At 57.2% G+C, this 15,025-nt stretch carries 13 protein-coding genes; 8 read left to right on the forward strand and 5 right to left on the reverse strand.

Annotation, left to right across the window (positions count from 1 at the left end; all coding sequences use genetic code 11):
- Positions 1-120: 120 nt before the first annotated feature.
- Positions 121-543, reverse strand: coding sequence for a hypothetical protein (locus tag OEU85_RS14635; protein WP_262692253.1), 423 nt, complete (start codon positions 541-543; stop codon positions 121-123).
- A 599-nt stretch (positions 544-1,142) separates the two neighbouring features.
- Positions 1,143-4,148 (reverse strand): SBBP repeat-containing protein, encoded by a 3,006-nt coding sequence (locus OEU85_RS14640; protein ID WP_262692254.1) that lies wholly within the window; start codon positions 4,146-4,148, stop codon positions 1,143-1,145.
- 287 nt (positions 4,149-4,435) lie between these two features.
- Between OEU85_RS14640 and OEU85_RS14645 the strand changes: the two genes are divergently transcribed.
- The 6 genes from OEU85_RS14645 (at position 4,436) to OEU85_RS14670 (ending at position 9,514) form a co-directional block, all read left to right on the forward strand.
- Positions 4,436-4,738, forward strand: coding sequence for a YggT family protein (locus OEU85_RS14645; protein WP_262692255.1), 303 nt, complete (start codon positions 4,436-4,438; stop codon positions 4,736-4,738).
- Positions 4,728-5,081: a DUF167 domain-containing protein gene (locus OEU85_RS14650; RefSeq protein WP_262692256.1), complete on the forward strand. Its 354-nt coding sequence runs from the start codon at positions 4,728-4,730 to the stop codon at positions 5,079-5,081. The genes OEU85_RS14645 and OEU85_RS14650 overlap by 11 nt, the downstream gene beginning before the upstream one ends.
- Before the next feature lie 47 nt (positions 5,082-5,128).
- Positions 5,129-6,028, forward strand: a complete 900-nt coding sequence (folD, locus tag OEU85_RS14655) for a bifunctional methylenetetrahydrofolate dehydrogenase/methenyltetrahydrofolate cyclohydrolase FolD (RefSeq protein ID WP_262692257.1) — start codon at positions 5,129-5,131, stop codon at positions 6,026-6,028.
- A 63-nt stretch (positions 6,029-6,091) separates the two neighbouring features.
- A complete protein-coding gene (locus OEU85_RS14660; protein WP_262692258.1) occupies positions 6,092-6,712 on the forward strand; it encodes a MarC family protein in 621 nt (206 codons plus the stop codon).
- A 224-nt stretch (positions 6,713-6,936) separates the two neighbouring features.
- Positions 6,937-8,595, forward strand: a complete 1,659-nt coding sequence (locus OEU85_RS14665) for a M28 family metallopeptidase (protein ID WP_262692259.1) — start codon at positions 6,937-6,939, stop codon at positions 8,593-8,595.
- A 196-nt stretch (positions 8,596-8,791) separates the two neighbouring features.
- Positions 8,792-9,514, forward strand: coding sequence for a DUF3108 domain-containing protein (locus OEU85_RS14670; protein WP_262692260.1), 723 nt, complete (start codon positions 8,792-8,794; stop codon positions 9,512-9,514).
- On the opposite strand, the gene OEU85_RS14675 is transcribed toward OEU85_RS14670, so the two are convergent.
- Positions 9,502-10,449 (reverse strand): AEC family transporter, encoded by a 948-nt coding sequence (locus OEU85_RS14675; protein ID WP_262692261.1) that lies wholly within the window; start codon positions 10,447-10,449, stop codon positions 9,502-9,504. The two genes, OEU85_RS14670 and OEU85_RS14675, sit on opposite strands and share 13 nt — an antisense overlap.
- 40 nt (positions 10,450-10,489) lie before the next feature.
- Positions 10,490-11,722: an argininosuccinate synthase gene (locus OEU85_RS14680; protein ID WP_262692262.1), complete on the reverse strand. Its 1,233-nt coding sequence runs from the start codon at positions 11,720-11,722 to the stop codon at positions 10,490-10,492.
- 287 nt (positions 11,723-12,009) lie between these two features.
- On the opposite strand from OEU85_RS14680, the gene OEU85_RS14685 reads away from it, so the two are divergent.
- Entirely contained in the window at positions 12,010-12,825 is an 816-nt protein-coding gene (locus OEU85_RS14685; protein ID WP_262692263.1) for a flagellin, read from the forward strand.
- 14 nt (positions 12,826-12,839) lie between these two features.
- Here OEU85_RS14685 and rlmN read toward each other — a convergent pair whose 3' ends face one another.
- On the reverse strand, positions 12,840-14,066 hold the full coding sequence (rlmN, locus tag OEU85_RS14690) for a 23S rRNA (adenine(2503)-C(2))-methyltransferase RlmN (protein WP_262692264.1): 1,227 nt from the start codon (positions 14,064-14,066) through the stop codon (positions 12,840-12,842).
- A 203-nt stretch (positions 14,067-14,269) separates the two neighbouring features.
- Between rlmN and OEU85_RS14695 the strand changes: the two genes are divergently transcribed.
- Positions 14,270-15,025, forward strand: a complete 756-nt coding sequence (locus tag OEU85_RS14695; protein ID WP_262692265.1) for a carbon-nitrogen hydrolase family protein — start codon at positions 14,270-14,272, stop codon at positions 15,023-15,025.

The following is a 15,025-nucleotide window of genomic DNA, read 5'->3' on the forward strand; positions in this document are numbered from 1 at the left end:
CTTTTCCTTCCCACTATAATTGGATAGGTCAAAAGCAAGGGCCGTCAAGCGGGGGGGGTAGATTCTATAACGGGGCGATTGAGGTGTGGCAAAACCGCCACAGTTTTATGGCGAATCTGATCAATTCGGATGGATAAGTGCCTGTTTTACAAACACCTGCGCCTTGCCCTGACCAAGGCGATGATCGAGGTACGGGGTCAGATACGCCTTCACCATGTCGGGGTCGATGGGCCGATTTACGTTAAAATGCTGGCGCGAGAGTATCGTCAGGGCGGTATTGAAGTCGGAGCGTAGCTGCGGTAGCCGCGACCGCACAAATTCAAAATCGGTGGTATTATCCATCACCAGCACAAAATGCAGCGAAGCCTGACCTTCCACCACACCTCGCTTGATGACGGAAAAATTGAACGGCGCCATTTCAAGCTTCGGCTTACCAAGGATTTTTTCGACCTCGGGCTCTTCCTCTTCGGCCGCGACGGGGCCAGCCGCGAAAGGCAGGGCCATGGCGGCAACGATCAGCAGACGTTTAAGACAGATGTTCAATTTTTTTCCTATCAGCAGCCTGACGTGGCACGCACCGCCACTCCGTTCATGGCAGCAAACCATCTTAGGCACCATGCCTGAATGATGACTTAACATTATATACCCATAATCAAAAGTCACCATGGTGGGCCGGTGGTATCGGTTCCGGCATAAAATGTCTCTTTTTGCAAAAATTGTTGCAAAAAACAATAATATTTTATCTTTTAATGCAACAATTTTAAAACAACGCGCTTTTCTAAAAAAAATATCGTCATAAACCATTGAAATTATTGCGTTTTATTAAAATTATATTTCTGGCACGCGCTTTGTATATATCTCAGTACCTCTCGAGCAGGGGTGCGGGAATGGGTAATTTATTTACTCGACCCCCAATCGTGCACCTGTTCCCGCGTACCCCGCCGAGAGGTCCTATAGCACCAGGAATTCAAAAAACCGCGCAACACAGCGCGGTTTTTTTATGCCGTTTTTTTGGGGCTTTTCCTCAGGATGTTTTCTGTAGGATATTTTCTGGCCTTTTCAGGCCAACCCCTGATCCGCCACCACGGCACACAAGCCGCGCCGGGTTGCGAAACTTCAGGGGAATTTCACGAGACGACAACTCAGACGAACAAACTGACGCTGGAGGACGACGCACCGGATTGCAGCCGCGCAAGCCCGGTCTGCAGGTTCGCCAGTTGCGCCTGCTGATAGGGGGACACAGTGCCCTTGTTGGCCCCGCCGTTTTTAAGCTGCTCGATAAGCGGATTATAGTCCAGCGAGCGATAGGCGCGCTGGATGGTGGAAACCGCGCCGTCCAGCAGGCCAAGTACATATTTCGCCGTTTGCTTGTCACCAAGGTGAATAGCCCCGTCAAGGCCAAGCGCAAATACACCGCCAACATCATCTTCCGGCGCGATGTCTTCGTCGTCATCGCTTGAAATATCAAACACCTGGTTTTTCGGTAGAATACGGCCTGGCTCAAGCCCGATGCGCTCCAGAAGATCACGGCCACCCTTGCCTTTGAAAAACTCGATCGGCACACCATCATCAAGCGCGCTGATTTTAATTTTCTGGCCTTCATCGGTATTGGACACTTCCACCTCAAGCTTGCCAAAGCCAGCGATACGTAATTTCCGCTTCAAATCATCAAAGGTGTCACCCTCGTCAAGTTCGACACGCTTTTTGGTGCCACCATCGACAGAGATATAAAAATAGTCATCGACCTTGGCCGAGGTTTGGGTCTGGATATCCAGGGTCTCGTCAATCTGCACAGTGCCTTGCGGCAGGCCAAGTTTCTCAAGGACAGAATCGCCCTTGCTGGTGAAGGCCACACCGCCGACGGTGGAACTGGCAAGGCTTTCGCCAAACTGTTCAATGTCTTCAACGGCGCCACTGGTGCCATTGATGCGGGCCACAAAGCCGTCGCTGGAGCCGCGCCCGGTTTCACCTGCGAACGTACCGCCCGTTGAGCCTGCCACATATACGGTACCGTCAGACACCGTCACATCCGCAATGCGGTCGGTGGAAGACGTCGACAGGTAGCTGGTGAAGTCGGCGCTGAGGTCCGTGGAGCCCGACAGCGTCAAACCGCTGACAAAACCTTCAAAACCGCCTTCCGCCGTGCCGTTTACCGTGGCGGCACCACCGGCATCAAGGCTGGCGTTTTTGGTCACACCGGCAATATAAACCTTGCCATTGGCATTATCGATGGTGACACCTTGCACCGAACCGCCGGCACCCAGGCTGCCCAAATCAACACTTGATGTCTGGTTCGTCAGGTCGCTGCTGTCAATGCGGCGCACAACCGCGTTGCCGTCTTCCTCGCTGGCCACCACAAGATTGCCATTGCTGTCAACCGCGATACCCTTGATGGCTTCATTGTCGCTGGTGCCGAACACATTCGAATCCTGCAACGTACCGGTCGCGGACAGCTTGAGCAGCAAGGCGTCAGACCCGCCCGAGAAGCCGGAGGTCGCACTGATACCCGACTTGGTATAACCGCCAACAAAAATCTCTCCCGCCGCGTTGACCGCCACGCTTGAGGCACCTGTCTCACCGTATGTATCCAGTTGGTAGCGGAAAACCTCGTCACCGCGCTTGCTGATCTTCTGCACATAAAGGTCGGTGCTGCTGATCACGTCACCGCTGGAGAGCGCGCTGTCGGTCTGGCCGACGAGAATAACATTATCGTCCGCGTCCACCGTGATGCCCTGCACATTAGCGCTGTCGGACGCCCCCAGAAGGCGGGAAAACACCACATTGCCTTCGCTGTCGAACTTGGTCAGAAACACATCCTCATCCGACGCGGTGTTCAACTGGTGGCCAAAACTGCCTGACGATGTGCCCACAACATAGATGCCGCCTTCACTGTCAACCGCCACGCGCTTGGCTGCGGTATCGGCATTGACCTTGTTGGCGCTGTCGATATTGGTCAGCGAGGACGCGTTATCGGCGTCTTCGGTCTCGTCGGTTTCTTCGTCATCCTCGGTCGCCTTGGCAAGGGCATCGGCGCGCATTTTATCCCGCAGCTCCTTGATCTTCGGATCGACGTCATCCTCTTCCTCTTCCTTGACGAGGCCCTTCACTTCCGTTGCGGCATAGTCAACCGCGGCAAACGACGTGGTGTCATCAATGGTGATCGTGCCATCAAGGTTGTTCAGTTCGGTGATACGGCTGGTGACCGCATAGTCGTCATCCAGTTGCCTGACCGCGCTGGCGACATAAAGGGTTGGCGCGGAACTCGCAGCCGACAGGCTCACCTCTTCCGTGATGGTACTGTCGATCTGCAACGCGTAACGACCACTGGAGCCGTCCCGGCGCACGTCAAAGCGTGTCTGGTGTTTGATATAGTCTTCACCCTCGTCATCGGTCGCCGTCAGCGCCTCGATCTTGGTGTTGACAAAATCCTTGATGTTATTGAGGGACAGCGTGCCCGACAGTTCGCTCAGGTCAATGGTGATATCATCGGTTTCGCCGCTCTTGGTGATCGAGACCGTAAAGACTTCCGTGCCCGTCAACCCGCTGATGGCGGCGTTGGGGTCATCGGTCACGAGGCTGCCGTTAAACCCGGTCTCGTTTTTGCCAAGGCGGGTGGAAGCTTCGGTCTTGTACTGCTTTTCGCCAAGAAACAGCTCAAGCTTCTCAAGCTCCGCGGTCGACAGATAGTCGCGCACTTCAGCGAGGCCCGACTGGAACTGCTCGTTCAGGCGGGCCAGCGATGCGCTTGATGTGGCATCCTCGGAGGCATATTCCGCCAGAATGCGCAGGTTCGACAGCGCCTTGAAAAGCGCGAAGGTTGCCTGCTTGTCGGCGTTATCGGCCACCGACTTGAGGTCATCGGCCTTGAGGTCGATAAACTTGGTCAGGTCGCGGACTTCGCGGATTTGCTGGGTGAGGGTCTTGGTTTCCTCGGCCAGCTGCCATGGCGGCGTGACACCGTCATCGGAAGCACCAAAATTATAGGCGGCGCGGTCAGCGGCGGAAAGAGATGCAAGCGTACGCTGGGCGATCTTGGCATTGGCGGACGCAGAAATCAGGGAGGTATCTACGCCCACGATCTGGAACGAGCTGCTTTGGCCGCCAAGGCCAAATAGTCCACCTGAATTTGATACGCCAAAAAATGCCATGTTGTTCAGTCTACCAGCATTCTGCCTTCTTGCTAAGCAATCGGTTTCATCCGTTTTACGGCATCAGCAACCCGGCAAATTCTGCCGCATAGGCAATATATTCCCCCACATCCAGCCATGCCGCCATAAACGACTCGGCTCCGGGGGAATTTTTTGCCCTTCAATTGCTTTTTACCGCAATTCTCCTTACATCTCTTGCAAGGAACGTGACAAATAGCCTGCAGTGCTCGGCCGAGGTCGGTAAGACCAAGGATGAGACCAAGACAGGTAGGACAAGGAACGCGACAATGAATGCGCTTTTTACTCTACTCGACAGCTTGCTTGGCTTTTATGCCCTCCTCCTCATCATCACCGTGGTCATGAGCTGGCTTGTCGCCTTTGGTGTCATCAATACCCACCAGCAATTTGTCCGCTCGGTGATGCAGTTTCTTTATGCGGTGACGGAGCCAGCGCTGAGGCCCATCCGGCGCTTCCTGCCCAATATGGGCGGAGTTGACCTGTCCCCGATCATCCTGTGGTTCGTGATCTACGCGCTCAGGATCCTGCTCAAGCATGACATTGCGCCGCTTTTTGGTGTGCATGTCTACTGACAGCCCGGAGGTTAGGCTGGCTGACATTCTAACCTTGGCCGTAGATGGCGTGCGCCTGCCAATCCGCCTGACACCGGGCGCGAGCAAAGACAGCCTCGACGGCTTCATGGAAACCGCGGACGGCCTGCGCCTGAAGGCCGGCGTCACCGCCGTGCCCGAAAAGGGCAAAGCCAATGCGGCAATTGCAAAGCTGCTCGCCAAAAAACTCAGGTTGCCCAAGACTTCCATACGCCTTATAGCGGGGGAGCAATCCCGGAATAAGACGGTTCTCATTGAGGGCGTGCCGGACGAACTGTTATCTGTGCTCGATGCCAAATTTCGCGACCTTGGGCTTTTGGGTTAGCCGCCACCGCGATGGGCCGCCGGGCGCACCCAAGGAGACGCCCATCCATGGATACCCCCAGTAATATTATTGATGGCAAGGCCTTCGCCGCGCGCGTGCGCGCAGATGTTGCCAAAAGCGTTGTCACTCTCAAGGCCGACCACGGCGTCACGCCCGGCCTGGCCGTTGTGGTCGTAGGCGAAGACCCGGCCAGCCAGGTTTATGTGCGCAACAAGGTCAAACAAACCGCAGAGGTGGGCATGCACAGCATCCACCACGAGCTGCCCGCCGAAACCGCGCAAGAGGCTCTGGTTACCAAAGTGCGCGAGCTGAACGCAGACCCGGCTATCCACGGCATTCTTGTGCAGCTGCCCTTGCCTGCGCATATCGATGAAGCCGCTGTGATTGAGACCATCGCGCCAGAGAAAGACGTCGACGGTTTCCATGTGGTCAATACCGGCCTTCTCGCCACCGGCGGGCGCGGTATGGTGCCCTGCACGCCACTTGGCTGCATCATGATGTTGAAGGACTGCCTGGGTGACCTTTCGGGAAAAAAAGCCATTGTGGTTGGTCGTTCCAACATTGTCGGCAAGCCGATGGCGCAGCTGCTGCTGGATGCCAACTGTACCGTCACCATTGCCCACAGCCGTACGCGTGATCTCGCCGGTGAAGTGCGCGCCGCCGATATCGTCGTCGCCGCCGTCGGACGGCCCGAGATGGTCAAAGGCGACTGGATCAAGAACGGTGCCGCCGTGATCGACGTGGGCATCAACCGCATTGACGCCCCCGAACGCGGCGAGGGTAAAACCCGTCTTGTCGGCGATGTGGAATTCGAGACAGCGGCCAAACACGCCGCTGCCATCACCCCGGTGCCGGGCGGGGTTGGGCCCATGACCATCGCCTGCCTCTTGAAAAATACCGTGACAGCCGCGTGCCGACAGAACAATATCGACCCGGACAGTGTTTAGGGCATAACGGAAACACAGGGGTAAAGGGGCGGACAGCCGCTCCCCAAAGGGGAACCAGCGCTTATGTATGAAGCTTTCATCGCCGCCTTCATCGGCCTGTTTGTGATTGTCGATCCCATCGGCATCGCGCCCGTTTTTGCGGGCCTGACCCAAAACATGCCCAAGGCCGTTCAGCACAAGATGGCGATCAAGGGCACGGTGATCGGCACGCTGATCCTTATTTTCTTCGCCCTTGTCGGCAAACCCTTCCTCGGTGCGCTGGGTATTTCGATGGACGGCCTCCGGGTCGCGGGCGGCATTATGCTGTTCATCATCGCGCTTGAAATGGTTTTCGAAAAACGCACCGAACGCAAGCAAGAGTCGGCTGAGAAAATGGACGACTATTTCGAGGACATCTCCGTCTTCCCTATCGGCCTACCGCTACTGGCCGGCCCCGGCGCCATCGCCACCATCATGCTGACCATGTCATCCTACGAGCATGACCTGATGGCCCAGGGCGCCGTGCTGGCGGCGCTCGCACTGGTGATGATCATCACGCTTGTCATCTTCTTCACCGCCGGCAAGGTGATGGACCTTCTGGGGCCCACGGTTAACGCCGTGCTGACGCGACTTCTCGGCGTCATCCTTGCCGCCCTTGCCGCACAATATGTTCTGGACGGGCTCAGGAATACCTTCCTCAGCTAGCCCGCCGGACCCGCCTCGCCGGGCCGCACACATTCCGCATAGAACCCGCACAGTTTTCGCACAAATCTCCACATTTTTGACCCAACTCCAGCGCAGCTTTGTGCGGTGTTGGCGGCTCGTCGCAGCGGGCGCACAACCGACAGCATGCGGCGGATGCGCGCGTTGACAGCCCCCAGGCTTTCCGTCACTCTCGCGCCGAATCAAACCATCAGGGTAGGGACAAGATGAAAAACATACTCACCATCTCGGCTGTGGCGCTTGCGCTGGCAGCCTGCGGCAACACGCAAAAAGATGAGAAAAAACAAAACACTGCGCCTTATGAGATGAGCGCGGAAGCCCTTGGCGAGCATATCAGGGAGCTGGCGTCAGACGAATATGGCGGCCGGGCGCCCGCCTCGCCGGGTGAAGAGTTGACCGTGCGCTATATCGAGAAGCAGTTCAAGGACGCAGGCCTGAAGGGCGCCAATGGCGGCAGCTTCATCCAGGACGTGCCGCTTGTCTCTGTCGAGACCAGGGATGCCCCTGCCATGACCCTCTCGAAAGACGGCGAAAACCTTGAGCTTGCCTACCGCGGCGATCAGGTGATCTGGACCCGGCATGAACAAACAGCCACCAGGGTAGCAGACAGCGACATGGTTTTTGTCGGCTACGGCATCAACGCGCCCGAGCGTGGGTGGAACGACTATGAAGGTATTGATGTAACAGGTAAAACCGTTGTCATCATGGTCAATGATCCCGGCTTTGCGACCCAGAATACCGACCTTTTTGAAGGCAACACCATGACCTACTATGGCCGCTGGGATTATAAGTTCGCCGAGGCTGCCAGACAGGGTGCCGCCGCCGCTGTCATCATCCACGAAACCAAACCCGCCGCCTACGGCTGGGCCACGGTGGACAGCAGTTGGACCGGCCCACAGTTCGACATGGTTCGCGATGACAAGGGCGCGTCGCTCGCCGACGCCGAAGGCTGGATCACCACCGAGGCCGCCGACAAGCTCTTTACCATGGCCGGCCTCAACCGCGCGGACCTGCAGGAAGCCGCGGCCAAGCCGGGCTTCAAGGCTGTGCCAATGGAGGTGACATTCGCGGCGGACTTCACGTCTGAGGTAAACCACATCAACTCCCGCAATGTGGCGGGCTATATCAAGGGCAGTGAGCATCCGGATGAGGTTTTCATCTATATGGCGCACTGGGACCATATCGGCACAGACCCCAACGCGGAAGGTGACGGCATCTACAACGGCGCGCTGGATAACGCCAGCGGTACCGGCGGCCTGATCGAACTGGCCCGTGCTTACGCCGGCGCTGGAAAACCACCAAAACGGTCCGTGCTGTTCCTTGCTGTCACCGCAGAAGAGCAAGGCCTGCTGGGTTCGGCATATTATGCGGCCAATCCACTGTTTCCACTGGAAAAAACCATCGGCGGCATCAATATGGATGGCCTTAACTATTATGGCCCCACCAAGGATGTGACTGTAATCGGCCTCGGCAATTCCGAGCTGGACAGCTATCTGGACCAGGCGGCAAAAATGCAGGACCGCATTCTGGTTGCCGATCAGGAGCCGGAAAAAGGGTACTTCTACCGCTCTGACCACTTTGAGCTGTCAAAACGCGGCGTGCCGATGCTCTACCCGAACTCAGGCTATGATCACCGCGAAAAAGGTCGCGCATATGTCGACGCCCTTGTCGCGGATTACCTTGAAAAGCGCTACCACCAGCCAGCGGATGAATATGACGCCAGTTGGGAGCTTTCAGGCGCGGTTGAGGATCTCGAGCTTTATTACAACACTGGTCGTCTGCTGATCGACAGTGAGGTATGGCCGAATTGGAGCGAAGGCAGCGAGTTCAAGGCACTGCGTGACGAACAGCGCGCCGGTCAGTAAGGCAAGCCGAATACTGGCCCTGAAAAAGGCCCTTAGACAGGCCTTAAATAATATATGATCAGGGGCGGCTCGTGGGCCGCCCTTTTTCATTGGATAGCATTCCTCATATCCCGCGCTTCCCTAAACCAATGTCCCCCTTCTCGTGCCGTGTGCGCAGTTTTAATCTACGCACCGGGCATTTGATGGGACAAGGGTTATGAATAGGCGCTATAGGCCCCTCTTTCTGATATTGGCGATGCTAACGGCAACGACTGCCCGTGCAGAGTGGCGCGACGGACTGAACCTTGATAATGCCGATCTCTCCCTGTTTCGCATGATCATGATCAACGAAGGCCAGCAAGCGGGCACCATGGAATACGGCTGGACCCGCATCGGCAACCAGTATCTGGTGGAAGACCGCACCAGCATGGCACCCAACATCCTGGAAAGCGCCAGCGCGCTGATCGATGCAAAAACGCTGTTGCCCTATACGGTGATGGTCAAGTTTTCCATGGGGGACAGCATGATGAACGTGGACCTGCGCTGGACCGGCGGAAACCGGCAGGGGCAGATTATCAGCCGCCGCCACGGTGACGGGGAGACAATTCGAGATGTTGATCTGGTTGAGGACAACTACGCCCCCCTACGTATGGCAGCCATTGGCTTTGTCGCTGCCTTGCCGCTGCAAGACGGATACCAGACCTCATTTGACTGGTTCAACACCATGGCAAACCGCACGGAGCAAGTGCGCGTTGAGACCGGAGGGCGCGCCCGGGTAGAAACCCCCGGCGGCTCCATTGAGGCCTACAAAGTGGCGCTACGCGGTGTCATGCCTGAAAATATCCTCTATATAACCACCAGCAAGCCGCGGCGTATTGTGCGCATTGATGTGGTGGGCCGGGACATGTATTTCCTGCGCACGGCAGATCACTCCGAATAACCGAAGGCCCTGAGGGTCAGAAGCACCACCGAGAGGGTCAGCGCGGAACCGCCGGTGGAGATCAGCACCGTGGTCGCTGCGCGGCGTGACCCCACGCCGTGCTGCATGGCAAAGCTGTAGGCAATCATGCCCGATGGCAGCGCCGCCATCAGCGTGGCCACGCCTACCCACATGTCCGGCAACGTCAACCAGTAGTGGCTGACGCTGAACACAATCACCGGCAGGACAAAAAGCTTCAACACCATGGCCACGCTGGCCTGAACAAGGTCACCGGATATCTGCACGCGCGAGAGCGCAAGCCCGGCCGCGAACAGGCCCACCGGCGAGGCAGACGCCGCAGGCAAAGCCACCAAGCGCTCCAGCCACAGCGGATAGGGCAGGCCAAGCGCGGACCAGGAAAGCCCCGTGAGAAGGGCGAGGATGATCGGATTCTGCCGAATGCTCATGAAGGTGCGCACCAATATGCCGGGACCGTCCCCGCGTCCCTTGGCATGTTCGATAATGATCGTGGTGGTTGGCAGCAGCGTGAGTGAATGGAAGCTGAGGAGCACAAGGAAAAGCCGCACCCCTTCCGCACCATATGCGCCTTCAATGATCGGGATACCGACAAAACCGCCGTTGGCGAAACAGGCCGACAGCGCAAAGATGCCCTGCTCGGCAAGGGTAAGGCGAAACACAAACCGCGCGATCACAACCGCGGCACCGTAAAGGAACAGCAGCGAGCCATAATAGGCGCCCACCAGCACCAGTTCACTGGGCTGCGGCAGATCACGGGGCGCAAGCGAACTGAACAGAAGCGCGGGGATGGCGATATACCAGACAAAAGCGATCAGGATCGCGCTGGAGCCTTCAGGGAAGAGCCGGGTACGGCCAAGACCGTACCCGAGCATGATCAGGAGGAAAACCGGGGCGATAATGGTCAGGATATCAGCCACGGAACCTCGCTTGTTTTATAAGGCGCCTATGCCGCACCGGTTATTCGTATGACGGCGGCAATGGCACATTACCGCGACGCTTGAGAAGCTGAAGCCTGAGTGCATTCAGCTTGATAAAGCCCTGTGCGTCGCGCTGGTCGTAAACGTCATCTTCCTCAAAGGTCACATGCGCCATCGAATACAGGCTTTTCGGGCTCTTGCGGCCCACAACATGTACACCGCCCTTGAACAGCATCAGCCGAACCGTGCCGACAACATGGTCCTGGCTCTTGTCAATAAGCGCCTGCATCATCTCACGCTCCGGCGAGAACCAGAAACCGTTATAAATCAGCTCGGCATATTTGGGCATGATCTCGTCCTTGAGGTGCATGGCACCGCGGTCAAGGGTGATCTGCTCAATGCCCCGGTGGGCCGCCAACAGGATAGTGCCGCCCGGCGTCTCATAGATGCCGCGTGACTTCATGCCGACAAAACGGTTCTCCAGAAGGTCAAGCCGGCCAATGCCGTGCTTCTTGCCGTGCTCATTGAGCGCGGTCAGGAGCGTGGCCGGGCTCATGCTCACACCGTTGATGGCAACAGCGTCACCCTTCTCGAAATCAATCTCGATATACTCCGGCTCGTCTGGTGCGGTCACCGGGTTGTCGGTACGGGCGTAGACATATTCTTCCGCTTCCACCCATGGGTCCTCAAGCGCCTTGCCTTCACTGGACGTGTGCAGAAGGTTCGCGTCAACGCTGAACGGCGCTTCGCCGCGCTTGTCCTTGGGCACCTCAATCTGGTGCTGTTCGGCAAAATTGATCAGGTTCGTGCGACTGTGCAGGTCCCACTCACGCCACGGTGCAATCACCTTGATATCGGGGTTGAGCGCATAATAGCCAAGTTCAAAGCGCACCTGGTCATTGCCCTTGCCGGTCGCGCCGTGACAGACGGCATCAGCGCCCACTTCACGTGCAATCTCGATCTGGCGTTTGGCGATCAGCGGCCGTGCGATCGCGGTGCCCAGAAGGTACATGCCTTCGTAGACCGTGTTGGCGCGGAACATGGGGAAGACGTAGTTTTTGACGAAATCTTCGCGCACGTCCTCAATGTAAATTTCTTTGATACCCAGCATTTCCGCTTTTCGTCGTGCCGGCTCAAGCTCCTCACCCTGCCCCAGGTCTGCGGTGAAGGTCACAACTTCACAGTCGTAGGTCACCTGCAGCCACTTGAGGATGATCGAGGTATCAAGCCCGCCTGAATAGGCAAGCACAACTTTTTTCACTTGGTCCGACATAGGGAAACTCCGGTAATGCGTTTTGCACGGCGCAGTATAAGTAGGCAAAGGCTTTGGTCAATTGCCTTGCACGTTTATTTTTTAGGACTTTAGTGCAGAAAAACTTGTTTTTGGGCACACCAGAGCGAATTGCACTGAAAATAGAGGGCGAGCAACCCAAGCGCCAGATAAAAGCTCCCGGCACGCTCGGCAGTTGTCGGATCACGACTTATGCTATAGGGTGGGCCTTGCCTTTCAAAAGGAAAGGACGCGCAAAATGCGCGGGACCTTCGCTAGAGTAGCTGGCCATGCTGAGTGTGAATACCAATTCGGGCGCCTTGTCCGCCCTGCGCAATCTGGAAGCCAACCACAAATGGCTTGAGACATTGCAGGAGCGTATCGCCACCGGCTATAAGGTCGGCTCCGTCACCGATGATGCAGCAACTTATTCCATCGCCCAGCGCATGCGCGGCGACCTCGCAGGCCTGAATGCCGCCATTGGCAGCATCGACCGCGCCACCGTTGCCGTGGACGTTGCGGTTGTCGCCACCGAAAGCATTTCAGACATTCTGATCGAGATGAAGGGCAAGATGGCCTCACTGGTCAGCGCGCGCGAGAACGGTGACGAAAGCGCCGCTACCGCCTACACCCGCGACCTTGACGCCTACCGCGACCAGATCAAGACGATTATCTCAAGTGCTACCTTTAATGGCACCAACCTGATTGACCACAGCAACGGGGTGATCAGCGCGCTGGCCAATTCAGACGGCAGTGACACCATCGATTTTGACCATCAGGACCTGTCGTTTGGCGGGGCGCTTATCACGCTGACCGATGACAGCGATTATTCTATGGCAGAACTCGAAAACTCGATCGACAATGTGAATGCGGCCATGTCGCACTTCGGCACTGCCTCGCGGCGGCTGGAGATTCAGAAGGAATTCACCAACAAGCTGCATAATGTGATCGAGGAGGGCATTGGCCGTCTTGTGGACGCCGACCTTGCCCGCACCGCCGCCGACCTTCAGGCCGCGCAGATCAAGGAACAGCTGGGCATTACAGCGCTGAGCATCGCCAATCAGGCACCGCGCAGCCTGCTGACGCTTTTTGGGCTGAAGTCCTAGACGGGTTTTCCGCCTTAGCCTGTCACCCAGCCAAGCGCGCTGTCGCTTTCTTCCACATGCACAGGGGCAGGGGCCGCAGCGTCCGCTTCACGCGCGAGCTGCGCTTTGGACTTTTTCTCAGACGCTGACTTGAGCTGGCCGCAGGCCGCCATGATATCGCGACCGCGCGGGGTACGAATGGGCGCCGAGATGCCGCCTTCATACACAATATCGGAGAAACGCTGGATCTGATCCCAGTCGCTGCACTCATAAACAGTGCCCGGCCAAGGGTTGAACGGAATGAGGTTCACCTTGGCAGGCAGCTTGTATTTGCGGATAAGGCGTACCAGTTCCCGCGCGTCAGCGTCGCTGTCGTTCACGCCCTTGAGCATGGCATATTCGAACGTGATGCGGCGTGCGTTATGCGCACCGGGGTAGTTGGCGCAGGCGGTCAGCACCTGATCAAGCGAATACTTCTTGTTGATCGGCATAATCTCGGAACGTACATCGTCGCGCACCGCATGCAGGGATACCGCCAGGTTCACACCAATTTCCGTGCCGCAGCGTTCCATGTGCGGCACCACGCCGGAGGTTGAAAGCGTGATGCGGCGGCGGGAAAGCTGGATACCCTGATCGTCCATAATAATCTCAAGCGCTTTTTTGACATTGTCGAAATTATAGAGCGGCTCACCCATGCCCATCATGACGATGTTGGTGACGCGGCGGCCAGCCGTGGGGTTTTTCCATTCGTCAAGGTCATCACGCGCGATCATCATCTGCGCCACAATCTCGCCCGCTGTCAGGTTGCGCACAAGGCGCATGGTGCCGGTGTGGCAAAACTTGCAATTGAGCGTGCAGCCAACTTGGGATGACACACAGAGCGTGCCGCGGTCTTCCTCAGGAATATAAACCGCCTCGGCCTCGTTGCCGTCAGCAAAGCGGATGAGATATTTACGTGTGCCATCGTTCGAATATTGCGCTTCGACAATCTCTGGCCGTTTGATGACAAAATGCTCGGCCAGCTTGGTGCGTACATCCTTCGACACATTGCTCATGTCGTCAAAGGAGGTAACCCCCCGGTGGTATACCCAATGCCACACCTGGCTGGCGCGCATCTTGACCTGTTTTTCAGGCACGCCAATCTCGGCGATCACGGCCTTCAGTTCAGCCCGGTCGAGACCAAGGATATTGGTCTTGCCGTCTGCATCGATCACAAGGCGTGGGGAGATGATCGGCTCATGGCCGTTTGGGGTAAGCTGCATCTATATAACTCCTGCCTTTTGTGAGTTGTCTCACGCCAGGGCGTTTCGGGCATGGGGCGTTCCACCACCATGCGGGTTCATGAATGCCGCGCCTTATACGCCTGTTATCCCCGGTTGTAAAGCACGGTCCTACAGCCGCATTGACGGCTTGCCCGCGCACTCATATGGTTCGACAAACAACCGAGAACGCGAGGACCACCACCATGCCCACCCCCACCGGTTACACCATCGCAAGCGCGCAATATTCCGCTCGGCGCGGCGATATTCATGCCAATCTGGACAAGCATGTGCGCATGACAGAAGCCGCCGCCAGGGAGGGGGTGGACTTTCTGGTGTTCCCCGAGCTTTCCGTCACCGGGTATGAAATGGACCTTGCCGAAGAGTTGCAAACCACCCCGGATGGCAGCCTGTTCATGCCGCTTCATCTGCTTGCCGCCCAGCATGATATGCGGGTGATGGTGGGCATGCCGCTGCGTGCGCCATCGGGCAAACCCTATCTGGGTTCCCTCATCCTTGGCGGTGCCGCGCCAGTGGCCTACCACAAGGTGCATGTGCACAAAAGTGAGGAACCCTATTTCCAGCCAGACGACAAGGTAGGCATGGCCGAACACAAGGGTGCAAAACTTGGCCTTGCCATCTGTGCCGACCTCAACCACCCAAGCCACGCTGCCCGTGCCGCCGATTGCGGCGCAGACATCTATGCCGCCAGCGCGCTGATCTCGGTAGAAGGCTATGACCGCGAAGCCAAGATGCTGGAAGGCTATGCACGCGCACACGACATGGCGGTGATGCTGGCAAATTACGCGACCCAGAGTGGTGATTATATCCCGCCCGGCGGCAGCGCCATCTGGGCCCCAGGCGGCCGTCAGGTCGCCATCATGAACGACACCGAAGTCGCCCTCGTTATGGCAACAAAGACGGCTGAGAATGGGTGGGTCGGCAAGGTTAAGGTGTTGTAG

The organism is Kordiimonas aestuarii (genome assembly GCF_025574465.1).
In the GTDB taxonomy this organism is placed as follows: domain Bacteria; phylum Pseudomonadota; class Alphaproteobacteria; order Sphingomonadales; family Kordiimonadaceae; genus Kordiimonas; species Kordiimonas aestuarii.

Excerpts from the sequence above, each read along its gene's own strand:
- OEU85_RS14640 (WP_262692254.1), bottom strand. The coding sequence starts at position 4,148 with ATGGCATTTTTTGGCGTATCAAATTCAGGTGGACTATTTGGCCTTGGC.
- OEU85_RS14645 (WP_262692255.1), top strand. The coding sequence starts at position 4,436 with ATGAATGCGCTTTTTACTCTACTCGACAGCTTGCTTGGCTTTTATGCC.
- OEU85_RS14650 (WP_262692256.1), top strand. The coding sequence starts at position 4,728 with ATGTCTACTGACAGCCCGGAGGTTAGGCTGGCTGACATTCTAACCTTG.
- folD (WP_262692257.1), top strand. The coding sequence starts at position 5,129 with ATGGATACCCCCAGTAATATTATTGATGGCAAGGCCTTCGCCGCGCGC.
- OEU85_RS14660 (WP_262692258.1), top strand. The coding sequence starts at position 6,092 with ATGTATGAAGCTTTCATCGCCGCCTTCATCGGCCTGTTTGTGATTGTC.
- OEU85_RS14665 (WP_262692259.1), top strand. The coding sequence starts at position 6,937 with ATGAAAAACATACTCACCATCTCGGCTGTGGCGCTTGCGCTGGCAGCC.
- OEU85_RS14670 (WP_262692260.1), top strand. The coding sequence starts at position 8,792 with ATGAATAGGCGCTATAGGCCCCTCTTTCTGATATTGGCGATGCTAACG.
- OEU85_RS14680 (WP_262692262.1), bottom strand. The coding sequence starts at position 11,722 with ATGTCGGACCAAGTGAAAAAAGTTGTGCTTGCCTATTCAGGCGGGCTT.
- OEU85_RS14685 (WP_262692263.1), top strand. The coding sequence starts at position 12,010 with ATGCTGAGTGTGAATACCAATTCGGGCGCCTTGTCCGCCCTGCGCAAT.
- rlmN (WP_262692264.1), bottom strand. The coding sequence starts at position 14,066 with ATGCAGCTTACCCCAAACGGCCATGAGCCGATCATCTCCCCACGCCTT.
- OEU85_RS14695 (WP_262692265.1), top strand. The coding sequence starts at position 14,270 with ATGCCCACCCCCACCGGTTACACCATCGCAAGCGCGCAATATTCCGCT.